Here is an 11927-nt window from a genome sequence, read left to right as displayed (position 1 = left end):
CATCAGCTCCGGGCCAGTGCGACGACATAGGTGCAGGCGGCATTGGTTTCGTTGGCAAAGGTGGTCTCCGCGGGCGGACCGAAGCCAAGGCAATCGCCGGCCGCAAGCGCATGGCGCGTGCCGCCTTCGGTGATGACGAGGCTGCCGCTCAAGACCCAGACCAATTGGCGGATATGGGCGTAGGACGACGCGGGCAGGGTCACGCGCTGCTTCGGGGGCAGTTCGACCCGCACCAGTTCGACCGGATGGTCGGGACGGCTGAACACCTGCTTGCGCAGATACCCTGTCTGGGGATCGCGCCAGAGCGGCTGCTGCGTGGCCCGTGACAGCCGCTCGCCCTGACCTTCGGCGCGCAGCATCAGCCCGGCCAAGGTGAGGTCGAAGGCAGAGGCGAGCCGCACCAGCACGACCGCGGTGGGGCTGACCTCGGCGCGCTCGATCTTGCTGATCGTGGCCTTGGAGACGCCGGAATGTTCGGCGAGATCAGCCAATGACCAGCCCCTGCCGTCGCGTTCCAGCCTGATTCGCTGCGCCAGCCGTTGGCTGAGGTCGTCTACTAAAGCATCCATTTGTCAATTATAATAGAAATCGACGCCCAAGATCAAGGTGTGGATGGTCAGCAGCCGGAGCTGCTTGCCATCGTCAACACTGCGACTATCTCGGGGGTGACAACGCCCGGTCCAATCGTGTAACAGGGCGCGACTTCACGAAACCCGCAAAGCCGATAGCGCCGTTTGTCTGGCCGCTTGGCGGCTTGTGACGGAAGGCTTGCGATGCAGACTGTCGTTATTGTTATTCATCTCATGATCGTCACCGTTCTGATCGGCTCCGTGCTGCTGCAGAAGTCCGAAGGCGGTGGCCTCGGCATGGGTGGCGGCGCCGGCTTCATGTCGAGCCGCGGCACCGCGAACCTGTTGACGCGGACGACCGCCGTGCTGGCGGCAGGCTTCTTCGTGACCAGCCTGTTCCTGTCCTGGTACGCGGGCTACAATCGTCAGCCGAGCTCGATCATCGGCACCGGTGCGCCGGCGCAGTCGCAGCCAGCCGGACCGTCTGCTCCGATCAGTGCGCCGACCTCGGGCGGCATCCTCGATTCGCTGAAGAAGTCCGACGAACAGCAGCCTCCGCAGGCCCCTGGCGGCCCGCAGGCGCCGCGGTCGCAATAAAGCAGGGTGGCCATGCAGGACGCACCTCTCGCATCCTGCATCAGAAACCCCCATTACTTCTCTGAAATCGCTCTCAATTTAACGTCACCCACAGCCCGGCAGATTGCTTGCCGGGGGATCGCGATTCGTTTTGCGAATCGCGGCAGTCGGATTAAAGGTTAAGCCCCATGGCGCGGTATATCTTCATCACCGGCGGCGTGGTTTCTTCGCTCGGAAAGGGTCTGGCATCGGCGGCACTTGGCGCGCTGCTGCAGGCTCGCGGGTACAAGGTCCGCCTCCGCAAGCTCGACCCCTATCTCAACCTCGATCCCGGAACGATGTCGCCGTATCAGCACGGCGAAGTGTTCGTGACCGACGATGGCGCCGAGACCGATCTCGATCTCGGCCACTACGAGCGTTTCACCGGGCGGCCGGCCACCAAGGCCGACAACATCACGACCGGGCGCATCTACCAGGACATCATCACCAAGGAACGCCGCGGCGACTATCTCGGCGCCACCATCCAGGTGGTCCCGCATGTCACCAACGCGATCAAGGAGTTCGTGCTGTCGGGCAATGACGAGTACGACTTCGTGCTGGTGGAGATCGGCGGCACTGTCGGCGACATCGAGGGCTTGCCGTTCTTCGAGGCGATTCGCCAACTCCAGACCGAATTGCCGCGCGACCACGCAGTCTACATTCATCTGACGCTTTTGCCGTACATTCCAAGTGCCGGAGAACTCAAGACAAAGCCGACCCAGCATTCGGTCAAGGAGCTGCGCTCGATCGGCATCCAGCCGGACATCCTGCTGTGCCGCAGCGACCGCGAAATCCCCAAGGAGGAGCGCCGCAAGCTCGGCCTGTTCTGCAACGTGCGCGAAAGCGCCGTGATCGAGGCGCGCGACGTCGACAACATCTACGCCGTCCCGGAGGCCTATCATGCCGCAGGGCTCGACGACGAGGTGCTGGCCGCATTCGGCATCACCGCAAAAATCCCGCCGGCGCTGCAGAGCTGGAACGTCATCAACGAGCGCGTCCGCAATCCGGAAGGCGCGGTGACGATCGCGATCGTCGGCAAATACACTGGCATGAAGGACGCCTACAAATCGCTGATCGAGGCGCTGTCGCATGGCGGCATCGCCAACAAGGTGAAGGTCAATCTCGACTGGATCGAGAGCGAGGTGTTCGAGAACGAGGACCCGGCGCCGTTCCTGGAGCACGTCAACGGCATCCTGGTGCCCGGCGGCTTCGGCCAGCGCGGCGCCGAGGGCAAGATCCGTGCGGCGCAGTTCGCGCGCGAGCGCGACGTGCCGTATTTCGGCATCTGCTTCGGCATGCAGATGGCTGTCATCGAGGCGGCGCGCAATCTGGTCGGCATCGAGGACGCCAACTCGACCGAGTTCGGCCCGACCAAGGAGCCGCTGGTCGGCCTGATGACGGAATGGCTACGCGGCAACGAGCTGGAGAAGCGTTCCAAGGCCGGCGATCTCGGCGGCACCATGCGGCTCGGCGCCTATCCGGCGGCCCTGACCCGCGGCAGCCGCGTCTCGCAGGTCTATGGTGGCGCGACCGAGATTTCCGAGCGGCACCGCCATCGCTACGAGGTCAACACCGCCTACAAGGACCGGCTCGAACAGCACGGCCTGCGCTTCTCAGGGCTCTCGCCCGACGGGGTGCTGCCGGAGATCGTCGAGTATGAGGACCATCCCTGGTTCATCGGCGTCCAGTTCCATCCCGAGCTGAAGTCGCGGCCGTTCGAGCCGCACCCGCTGTTCGCCTCGTTCATTCAGGCTGCCGTGGTGCAGTCGCGGCTGGTGTAGCGGCTCTGGTCCGCGCCTTGGCCTGCGCAAGGTGCCGGAGGCGAAAGACGCCGAACCGATAATTCGGAATATCGGCGTCGACTTTGAGCTCGGTGAACGCCGTGTGGTCGCGCAGCACATCGACGATGTTGTTGATGGCGATCACGGTCAGCCCTGCCGCCCCCGACACGACCAGCTTGCGCACGAATTGCCGGGCGAGGTCGGGGAAGAAGGGATTGTTCAGAAACAAATAGCTGACGTCCTGATAGCTCGCCGCGAGTGCGTCGCCGTGGACGACATCGACATCGGTGAGGCCGAGCTGGCGTTGCGTTCGCAGCATCGCGGCGCAACGTTGCGGGACAATCTCGATCGCGCGAACGCGGCAGTCGGTGACGCAGGCGAGGTAGAACACCACGTGGCCGTAGCCCGCGCCGGCATCGCAGAATAACTTGCCGGGCTCAGGTGCGACACAGCGGACGATTTCGCGGATTTCGCGAAACGAGGTGCCGGCAAACGAAAAATTCTGGTTTCCAAAGCGACGCAGCAGGCTGGTGAGCCCGCCCGGCTGTTGCCCCGCGCGCGCAATTCTCAGCGCGCGCTCGATCGCTGCCTCGGAGAGTTCCTCGGTTCCCTCGTGAAAGGCTCGCACGATTCCGGGAAGGTGATGGGTCATCCGCGTTCGCTGGACACTCTTCTCAACTTATGCAATCATACGATAATTATACAACCTGTAAATGTTTGGAGGAATTGCCATGATCATTGTTGCCTATGGTACCGCCATCAATCAGGCGCTGAAGAATCCGCGGACCAAGCTTGAGGACCTCAAGGTTCTCCGCGACCACGCGCACGCGCTGCTGCAGTCGCAGGGCGATCTCAAGGGCTCGCTGCGGACGCTGGAAAAAGAGATCAAGGGGCGCGAGCGCGACCTCAAGGCGAAGGCCAAGAAAAAGAAGTAGCGCGCGAGAATGCGCGATCCGAACGGCGTCGCCGCCGAGCCAGCCGAAAGGCCGGCCCCGCACTCGCTTCGCGTGCGATCCGCGCGCGATCGGAAGACCCATGTTCCGGTCCATGTGGTCTGGGAAATCACGCTCGCCTGCAATCTCAAATGCGGACATTGCGGTTCGCGCGCCGGAAAGCGGCGCGCGAACGAGCTTTCGACGGCCGAATGCCTCGACGTCGTCAGGCAACTCGCCGCGGCGGGAACGCGCGAAATCACATTGATCGGTGGCGAAGCCTATCTGCGCAAGGACTGGCTGGAGATCGCAGCCGAAATTGCAAGGCTCGGCCTGCATTGCGGATTGCAGACCGGAGCGCGCGGGCTGACCCGGGAACGCATCGCTGCCGCCTACGCAGCGGGAGTCCGTGCGATCGGCATTTCGGTCGACGGGCTTCGCGACCTGCATGACGAGCTGCGGGGCGTGAAGGGCAGTCACGACCAGGCGATCCAGGCGATCAAATGGGTCAGCGAGGTCGGCATCGAGCCCGGCGTCAACAGCCAGATCAATCTCCGTTCGATGCCGGAACTGGACGGCATCTTCGACGAGATCGTCGCCGCCGGTGCGAAATACTGGCAGGTCCAGCTCACGGTCGCGATGGGCAACGCGGTCGACAACAGCCAGATCCTGCTGCAGCCGCATCAGATCGTCGACGTCGTCGACAAGCTCGCCGAGCTCTATCATCGGGGCCGCGACGTCGGTCTCCGCCTGCTGCCCGGCAACAGCATCGGGTATTTCGGACGGCACGAAGCCTACTGGCGGTCGCTGACCGACGATGTCACCCATTGGGGCGGCTGCACGGCCGGCGAGACGACGTTGGGGCTGGAGGCCGACGGCACCATCAAGAGCTGTCCTTCGCTGCCAAAATCGCATTTCGCGGGCGGCGAGACGCGGACCAGCACGATCGAGGAAGCCCTCAAGGCGCTGGAGTCGCGGAACGTCAGGCGCGATGGCAATCGCGGCCGAAGCTTCTGCGGTTCCTGCTACTACTGGAATGTGTGCCGGGGTGGCTGCACCTGGGTGTCGCACGTCCTCGAAGGGCGCCGCGGCGACAATCCCTATTGCTATTACCGCGCGACCACGCTGGCGCGGCGCGGGTTGCGCGAGACAATCGTGAAGGTCGCGGACGCGCCGGACGAACCATTCGCGGTCGGCCGTTTCGAAGTCAGGCTGGAGCATGAGGACGGGTCGCGCGCGCCGCGCTCGCTCGGCCTGGACGACAAGCCGCGCAAGCGGGGGCGGCTGGGCCTGTGCCAATCGTGCTACGAGTACATGTCGCTCGGCGAACGCCATTGCCCGCATTGCGGCGAGGTGAATCGGCCCAAATTCGTGGCGGACGCGAAGCTCGAGCTCGACGTCCAGATCGCGCTCGACGAGATCGAGCGCCATGGCCGCAGGATTCTCGAACTTGCCGCCGCGGCAGGTCAGGACACGCCGGCGCCCGAATAAGGCTCAAAGGCCATGTCAGGCGGGGACGGCACTCCGCGGTCGCGTCTCGACCGCCTGATCTCCGATCCGGTCCGGAGGCTGTGACGCTGCGTTCCACCCGACCAGCCGCGATTGCGGCCGCCGCGTCAGCCGGTAGACCGCGGCCGGCGGCATGTTGAGGATCGCGCGATCGACCAGCGTGGCGCGCAGGCCGAGCCGGTCGAGGATCGGCCGCCGCACCGGGCAGCGCATGCCGTAGGTGAACTGATAGAACGCCCCGCCGGGCCTGAGATAGCTAAACGCGCCGCCGACGATCGAGATCACCTTGCGCGGCGACATGTTGAGCAGCGGCAGCCCGCTGACGACGGCGCCGACCGGCGCGCCCTCGAACAGCCGTTCCGATGCCAGGCGGCCTGCGTCCATCCAGAGCACGCGCGCGCCGGGAAAGCGGAGCTGCAACAGCCGCATGAAATCGGAGCCGTACTCGACCAGCGTGAGATCCTGCTGGCGTAGCCCGCGCTTCAGCAATTGATAGGTGAACGCGCCCGTTCCCGGACCGAGCTCGAGGACCGGTCCGGTGTTGGCCGTGATGTCTCGCGTGATCAATTCGGCGAGGGCTGCGCCCGAGGGTGCGATCGCACCGACGCGGCCAGGTGCCGCCATCCAGGCGGTGAAGAAGGAGAGGAAGTCGTGTGACATTGGCATTCCCGGCAAAGAGTTTGATCGCGCCCCGACTCTGAGGCGTGATCCCTTTTGCAGGGTCAGCATTGCGACAGCATTGCGTGGTTGCTGACGGAATCAATCGACAAGCGGAGCAGGGGGCAGCGTCAATCGAAAGCACGCACCGCCGTTCGGCCCGTCGAGAACAGCGACATGACCGCCATGCAGCCGCGCGATCTCGCGCACCATGTTGAGTCCGAGACCGGCGCCGCGATCGAGCGGCGCCAGCCGGTAGAACGGATCGAAGATCAGCGCACGCTGGTCGGGCGGAATGCCGTCGCCTTCGTCAGTGACGTCAATCGTCGCGGCCCGGCCAACATGGATCGTGATCGTGCCGCGTCGGCCGCCGTGCTGGATCGCGTTCTGCACCAGATTGGTCAGCGCGCGCTCGAGCGCGACGCGGTCGCCTGATGTCTCGACGCGTTCGGTCACGGTCTCCAGCGACAACTCATAGCCGGCGGCGATTGCAAGCGGCGCGAGGTCCGCCGCGACGCTGCGTGCGATCGCAATGAGGTCGACGCGGGTAAACGGATTGCGGCACTGGTCGACGCGCTGGATGTCGAGCAATTGCTCGGCCAGTGTCGCGAGCCGGGCGGAGTCCTCGAGCAGCCGCGTCTTCTCCGGCCCGTCGGCCAACGATTCCAGCCGCGTGTTGAGGATCGCGATCGGTGTGCGCAATTCGTGCGCCGCGTCGGCGACGAAGCGCTGATGGCGCGAATAGCCGTCATCGAGCCGCTTCAGCGCATCGTTGATGGCGGCAACCAGCGGCGCGACCTCACGGGGAAGGTGGTCGGCGGACAGCCGGCTGCCGCGCTGGCGGAAATCGATCGCGCGGGCCTGGTCCGCGGTCGTATCGAGCCCGGCGAAGGCGCGCCGCACCACCATCGGCGTCGCCACCAGCGTCGCGGCGGCCATCAGCAGCAGGCCGGGCAGGGCGATAGCGAGTAACGTCAGCGAGGTCCCGAACAATGCCTTGGCGCCGGACATTCGTCCCTGCGTGGCCGTCATGATCTGCAAATTGCCGGCATCGGTGTTGACGCGCTTCATCCGCACCGGCGGCTTGCGTGGATCGTCCTCGAACATCTGCCAGCCGAGCCGGGCTTGGCTGATGTGGTCGAGCGCGTCGCCGATCGCGGTGAATTCATCCGGCACCGCGCCTTCGGAGAGCGTGTGGCCCTGCCGGTCGCGCACCAGGAACCAGAGGTCGGGCGAGTCCTCCCGCAGTTGCTTCAGATCCGCGGTCGGACGCAGGAACAGGCTGCCCTGGGCGTCCCGCTCGAGCGCCCATTGCACGACGTCGATGACGCGATCCTCGTCGCGTTCGATGACCGGCAGGCCAGAACTCCACACCGCGCCGATCACGAGCGCGGCCAGCGCGACCAGGAGTCCGGCCTGCAGCGAAATCAGCCGCCAGCTCAGCCGCGATCGCAGGCAATACGGTTCGGCGTGCGCGCTCATTGGACCTGCTTCAGCAGATAGCCGACGCCGCGGATGCTGTGGATCTCGACGCCGGCCTCGGCCTCGGCAAGCTTGCGCCGCAGACGCGAGACGTGGGTGTCAAGCGCGTTCGACTGGATCTCGTCGTCGAAATTGTAGACCGCCTCTTCCAGCGCCGAGCGCAGCACGGTGCGGCCCATGCGCCGCAGCAACGCTTCCAGCACCAATAGCTCGCGGCGTGGCAGGTCGAGCGGGCGGCCGTCGACGCTCACCTCGCGATGGCTGCAATCGAAGGCGAGGCGGCCGGCCTTGATGCTCTCGAGCTGCAGGCCGGCGGGACGCCGCAGCACCGCGCGCAGCCGCGCCAACAGCTCTTCCACGGCGAAGGGCTTTGCCAGATAATCGTCCGCGCCGCTGTCGAGGCCGGCGACACGATCCGCAAGCTCGCCGCGCGCCGTCAGCACGATGATCGGCACGCCTTCGGCCCGGGCCCGCAGCTTCGGGATCAATGTGAGCCCGTCGCCATCGGGGAGCTGGCGGTCGAGCAACACCGCGCCATGCACGTCCGCGGAGATCGCCTCTTCGGCCTCGGCAAGCGTCGGCACATGGTCGACCACCATGTCGTAACCCTTCAACGCCTGCGACAGCGCCGCCGCCATCTCGGCTTCGTCTTCAACCAGCAATATCCGCATGTCGTCAGATCCAGCTCCGGAAACGGTCCGTTCTAGGGCCAGTAACATTGCGGCAGCATTGCGGGATACCGTCCCGGCGGAGCGAGCAAGGCTGCCGCCGGGCGAGCAGGGGCGCCGCCGGGCGAGCAAGGGTGCCATGTTGCCGTCCCCTCAAGACAGTGCGGAACCCGCTCGCTATAACCGCCCCCGCACAACACTCAAGGGAGAACCACCAATGATCTACGAAAGCCGCGTCTATCGCTGCCTGCCGGGCCGGTTGCCGGCGCTGCTGAAGCGCTTCGAGACCATCACGCTGAAGCTTTGGGAAAAGCATGGCATCAAGCAGGCCGGCTTCTTCACGACGCTGGTCGGTGAATCCAACCAGGAGCTGACCTATCTGCTGGCCTGGGAATCGCTTGCCGATCGCGACAAAAAGTGGGCTGCGTTCGCGTCCGATCCGGAATGGATCACCGCGCGCGCCAAGACCGAGGAGGACGGCCAGATCGTTCTCAACATCGTCAACCAGCTGTTGGTGCCGACCGCGTTCTCATCGGTGAAGTGACGCGGCGCCAAGGCGCGATCAAGGCGCGATGACGATCCGAATCCGATCGCATCGCGCTACTCATTTGCGCAGCCTGCGGTCTGATCGCCTTCGCGGACCATCGGTTTGCCGTTGATGAAGACGCCGTGGCTGCCCGTGACAGTCTTGCCACCGCAATGCGTACGGTCCCCGACGACCGCAGCCGGCTTGCCGTTGATCAGGACGTTGGGCACGCCTTCGACGAGCGGACCGCCATTGCTGGTGGTGTCGCCGCTGCGTGCGGCCGGCTTGCCATCGACGATCACGCCGGAGGCGCCACCGGTGACGACGCCGGGTCGGCTGGCGTTCTGACCATGCGCCAGACCCGAAATCGCGGAAAAGGCAACAACAGCTCCGATCACTAGCGGTATGCGCATTGAGCCCTCCTGCCACCATTCCGGGGCAGCGTATAAGGGTGGTTATGGCATGAATGTGATGCCATAGAGACCCCACGGCGTCGGCGTACCCCGGTATTTCGCGAGATGGCTTGATCCATCACCAACGGGGTTGCATGGTCGCCGGCAAAAGGAAGCAGCATTTTGACCAGTCACGTTTCCGCGCAAGCCGCCGCACCCGTCGTTGCCGCCGGGTCGGTCAAATTTGGCAATGCGCTGCCGCTACAGATCATCGCAGGTCCCTGCCAGCTCGAGAGCCGCGCGCACGCGCTTGAAGTCGCCACCGCGCTGAAGGAGATCGCGGTCAGGCTCGGGATCGGGCTGGTCTACAAGACCTCATTCGACAAGGCCAACCGTACCAGCGGATCAGCCGCGCGCGGCATCGGCCTGGCGCAGGCGTTGCCGATTTTTGCCGAGATCCGCGCCTCGGTGGGGCTGCCGGTGCTGACCGACGTGCATGAGGCCAGCCAATGCGCCGAGGTGGCGCAGGCGGTCGACGTGCTGCAGATCCCGGCCTTCCTGTGCCGGCAGACCGATCTGCTGCTGGCGGCGGCTGCGACCGGCAAGGTCGTCAACGTCAAGAAGGGCCAGTTCCTGGCGCCGTGGGACATGGCCAATGTCGTCACAAAGATCACCAGTGCCGGCAACGCCAATGTGCTCGTCACCGAGCGCGGCGCGTCGTTCGGCTACAACACGCTGGTCTCGGACATGCGTGCGCTGCCGATCCTGGCGCGCACCACCGGCGCCCCCGTGATCTTCGACGCCACCCATTCGGTGCAGCAGCCGGGCGGCAAGGGGGCGTCGTCGGGCGGCGAGCGCGAATTCGTCCCCGTGCTGGCGCGCGCGGCGGTCGCGGTCGGCGTCGCCGGCGTGTTCATCGAAACCCATCCCGATCCCGATCGTGCGCCATCTGATGGCCCGAACATGGTGCCGCTGCGCGACTTCGAAGCCCTGGTCCGGCGGCTGATGGAATTCGACGCGCTCGCCAAGTCCGCGGCCTGACGGGGCGGATGCCGACGTGACCGCAAAGAGCGGCATGCCGCCGGTCCTCAACATCATCACGCTGGCGACGTTCGCGGCGAGCCTGTCGGTGCGTGCGCTCGATCCGGTGCTGCCGCATGTCGCGGAGGACTTTGGCATCAACATCGCGACCGCCGCGAGCTTTGCCGCGGTGTTCGCCTTTACCTTCGCGATCATCCAGCCGGCGATCGGCGCTGCCGCCGACCTGTTCGGCAAGGCACGGCTGATGACGATCTGCCTCGTGCTGCTCGGCGTCGCCAACATCCTCGGCGCGCTCTCGACCTCGTTCCCGATGCTGTTCGTGACCCGCATTCTCGCCGGCATCGGCTCGGGCGGCGTGTTTCCGGTGGCGCTGTCGCTGACCTCTGATCTGGTCGGACCCGACAAGCGGCAGCTTGCGATCGGCCGGACGCTGGCCGGCTCGATGACTGGCAACCTGCTCGGCGCCACGGCCTCGGGGCTGATCGGCGATCTGCTTGGCTGGCGCGGTGTGCTCGCGGTGCTCGGCGGCCTCGTGATCATCGTAGCACTTGCGGTGGCGGCTGGCTTTCGCGGCGCAGCGCTGGCGCATCCGCCGCGGACCAGTCTCACCGCGCTCCGGCACGGCTACCGCACCATCTTCACCAACCCCAATGCGCGGATCTGCTATTCGGCGGTCTTCATCGAGGGCTGCTGCGTGCTCGGGCTGTTTCCCTTCATCGCCGCGTTCCTGTTCGAACTCGGCGAAACCTCGCTGTCGATCGCCGGCATCGTCATCGCGGGCTTTGCCATCGGCGGGCTGTTCTACACGCTGACGGTGGCGCGCCTGCTGCCATGGCTCGGGATGCGCGGCATGATGATCGTCGGCGCCACGCTGGTCGGGATGCAACTCGGCGCGGTCGCGTTCGGCCTGACCTGGAAGCCGCAGATGCTGAGCCTGCTGGTGATGGGCTGGGGCTTCTACATGATCCACGGCTGCCTGCAGGTGTTCGCCAGCGAGCTATCCGTCGAAGCGCGCGCGACCGCGCTGTCGCTGCATTCGTTCTTCTTTTTCATGGGCCAGACCGTCGGCCCGATCGCCTTTGGGTTTGGCCTGCAGCATGTCGGCAAGTCGGCGACGCTGACGTGCGCGGCGGCCGTGATCATTGTGCTCGGCTTCGTCTGCGCCAAATTCCTCAAGCAGCGGCTGCCGGCCGATGCCGCCGCGCGGCCGGATGTGAAGCCTTAGGCGAATGGACGCGTTTTCTTCACGCGAACCGGTGTCCACTTCGCTCGAAAACGCTTTCTAGCCCCGCCCGCGGTACGGCGCGACGCCCTGGTCGGGGACCCAGAGGCCCTTCGGCAGCCGGCCGGTCTGGAAGAACACGTCGATCGGGATGCCGCCGCGCGGATACCAGTAGCCGCCGATGCGTAGCCATTTCGGCTTGATCTCGCCTGCGATACGTTTGCCGATCATCACGGTGCAGTCCTCGTGGAACGCACCATGGTTGCGGAAACTCGCGGCGTAGAGCTTCAGCGATTTGGATTCGAGCAGAAAGCGGCCCGGCACGTAGTCGATCACCAGATGCGCAAAATCCGGCTGTCCCGTCACCGGGCAGATCGAGGTGAATTCCGGAATCGCAAAACGCACCAGATAATCGGTCCCGGCTTGCGGATTGGGCACGCGATCAAGCGTCGCTTTCTCGGGGCTTTGCGGCCATTCGACCGCGCGGCCGAGCTGCAGGGGGCGTTTCATCGTTTCAGCGATCTCTCAGAGTC

The 11927-nt window shown here is 65.4% G+C and carries 14 protein-coding genes; 7 read left to right on the top strand and 7 right to left on the bottom strand.

The genetic code is table 11. The annotated features are described in order from the left end of the window. Nucleotides 1-2 precede the first annotated feature (2 nt). Nucleotides 3-569 (bottom strand): helix-turn-helix domain-containing protein, encoded by a 567-nt coding sequence (locus UP09_RS32135; RefSeq protein WP_044542324.1) that lies wholly within the window; start codon nucleotides 567-569, stop codon nucleotides 3-5. A gap of 204 nt (nucleotides 570-773) precedes the next feature. Here UP09_RS32135 and secG point away from each other — a divergent pair, with 204 nt between their 5' ends. Together secG and pyrG are read left to right on the top strand one after the other, a co-directional pair. After that, on the top strand, nucleotides 774-1166 hold the full coding sequence (gene secG, locus UP09_RS32130; protein WP_044542323.1) for a preprotein translocase subunit SecG: 393 nt from the start codon (nucleotides 774-776) through the stop codon (nucleotides 1164-1166). Between the two features lie 167 nt (nucleotides 1167-1333). After that, on the top strand, nucleotides 1334-2965 hold the full coding sequence (gene pyrG, locus UP09_RS32125) for a CTP synthase (protein ID WP_044542322.1): 1632 nt from the start codon (nucleotides 1334-1336) through the stop codon (nucleotides 2963-2965). Here the strand turns inward: pyrG and UP09_RS32120 are convergent. Continuing rightward, the gene (locus UP09_RS32120) at nucleotides 2928-3617 is read right to left on the bottom strand and encodes an SAM-dependent methyltransferase (RefSeq protein ID WP_044542321.1); all 690 of its coding nucleotides are present in this window, start codon (nucleotides 3615-3617) and stop codon (nucleotides 2928-2930) included. The genes pyrG and UP09_RS32120 overlap by 38 nt on opposite strands. A 79-nt stretch (nucleotides 3618-3696) precedes the next feature. Here UP09_RS32120 and UP09_RS32115 point away from each other — a divergent pair, with 79 nt between their 5' ends. Together UP09_RS32115 and UP09_RS32110 are read left to right on the top strand one after the other, a co-directional pair. Further along, complete coding sequence (locus UP09_RS32115) at nucleotides 3697-3900, top strand: DUF1843 domain-containing protein (protein ID WP_044542320.1); 204 nt, start codon at nucleotides 3697-3699, stop codon at nucleotides 3898-3900. 9 nt (nucleotides 3901-3909) lie between these two features. After that, nucleotides 3910-5388: a radical SAM/SPASM domain-containing protein gene (locus UP09_RS32110; RefSeq protein WP_052833272.1), complete on the top strand. Its 1479-nt coding sequence runs from the start codon at nucleotides 3910-3912 to the stop codon at nucleotides 5386-5388. 15 nt (nucleotides 5389-5403) lie between these two features. On the opposite strand, the gene UP09_RS32105 is transcribed toward UP09_RS32110, so the two are convergent. From UP09_RS32105 to UP09_RS32095, 3 genes are all read right to left on the bottom strand, one after another. Then, the gene (locus tag UP09_RS32105) at nucleotides 5404-6066 is read right to left on the bottom strand and encodes a class I SAM-dependent methyltransferase (RefSeq protein ID WP_082070366.1); all 663 of its coding nucleotides are present in this window, start codon (nucleotides 6064-6066) and stop codon (nucleotides 5404-5406) included. Nucleotides 6067-6165: 99 nt separating this feature from the next. Next, nucleotides 6166-7545 (bottom strand): sensor histidine kinase, encoded by a 1380-nt coding sequence (locus tag UP09_RS32100; RefSeq protein WP_044542318.1) that lies wholly within the window; start codon nucleotides 7543-7545, stop codon nucleotides 6166-6168. Further along, entirely contained in the window at nucleotides 7542-8216 is a 675-nt protein-coding gene (locus tag UP09_RS32095; RefSeq protein WP_044542317.1) for a response regulator, read from the bottom strand. Before UP09_RS32095 ends, UP09_RS32100 begins: the two co-directional genes overlap by 4 nt. Nucleotides 8217-8430: 214 nt before the next feature. On the opposite strand from UP09_RS32095, the gene UP09_RS32090 reads away from it, so the two are divergent. Further along, nucleotides 8431-8757: an NIPSNAP family protein gene (locus tag UP09_RS32090; RefSeq protein ID WP_044542316.1), complete on the top strand. Its 327-nt coding sequence runs from the start codon at nucleotides 8431-8433 to the stop codon at nucleotides 8755-8757. A gap of 56 nt (nucleotides 8758-8813) precedes the next feature. On the opposite strand, the gene UP09_RS32085 is transcribed toward UP09_RS32090, so the two are convergent. Further along, a complete protein-coding gene (locus UP09_RS32085; protein ID WP_044542315.1) occupies nucleotides 8814-9152 on the bottom strand; it encodes a PAAR domain-containing protein in 339 nt (112 codons plus the stop codon). Nucleotides 9153-9314: 162 nt separating this feature from the next. Between UP09_RS32085 and kdsA the strand changes: the two genes are divergently transcribed. Together kdsA and UP09_RS32075 are read left to right on the top strand one after the other, a co-directional pair. After that, complete coding sequence (gene kdsA, locus UP09_RS32080) at nucleotides 9315-10172, top strand: 3-deoxy-8-phosphooctulonate synthase (protein WP_044542314.1); 858 nt, start codon at nucleotides 9315-9317, stop codon at nucleotides 10170-10172. A gap of 34 nt (nucleotides 10173-10206) precedes the next feature. Continuing rightward, a complete protein-coding gene (locus tag UP09_RS32075; RefSeq protein ID WP_044542709.1) occupies nucleotides 10207-11397 on the top strand; it encodes an MFS transporter in 1191 nt (396 codons plus the stop codon). A 57-nt stretch (nucleotides 11398-11454) separates the two neighbouring features. On the opposite strand, the gene queF is transcribed toward UP09_RS32075, so the two are convergent. After that, entirely contained in the window at nucleotides 11455-11904 is a 450-nt protein-coding gene (gene queF / locus UP09_RS32070; RefSeq protein WP_156164875.1) for a preQ(1) synthase, read from the bottom strand. Nucleotides 11905-11927 lie beyond the last annotated feature (23 nt).

The sequence above is a fragment of the Bradyrhizobium sp. LTSP885 genome (assembly GCF_000938305.1).
Lineage (GTDB): Bacteria > Pseudomonadota > Alphaproteobacteria > Rhizobiales > Xanthobacteraceae > Bradyrhizobium.
The sequence above is the reverse complement of the archived record's forward strand: the minus strand, read 5'-3'. Positions and strand labels throughout refer to the sequence as shown.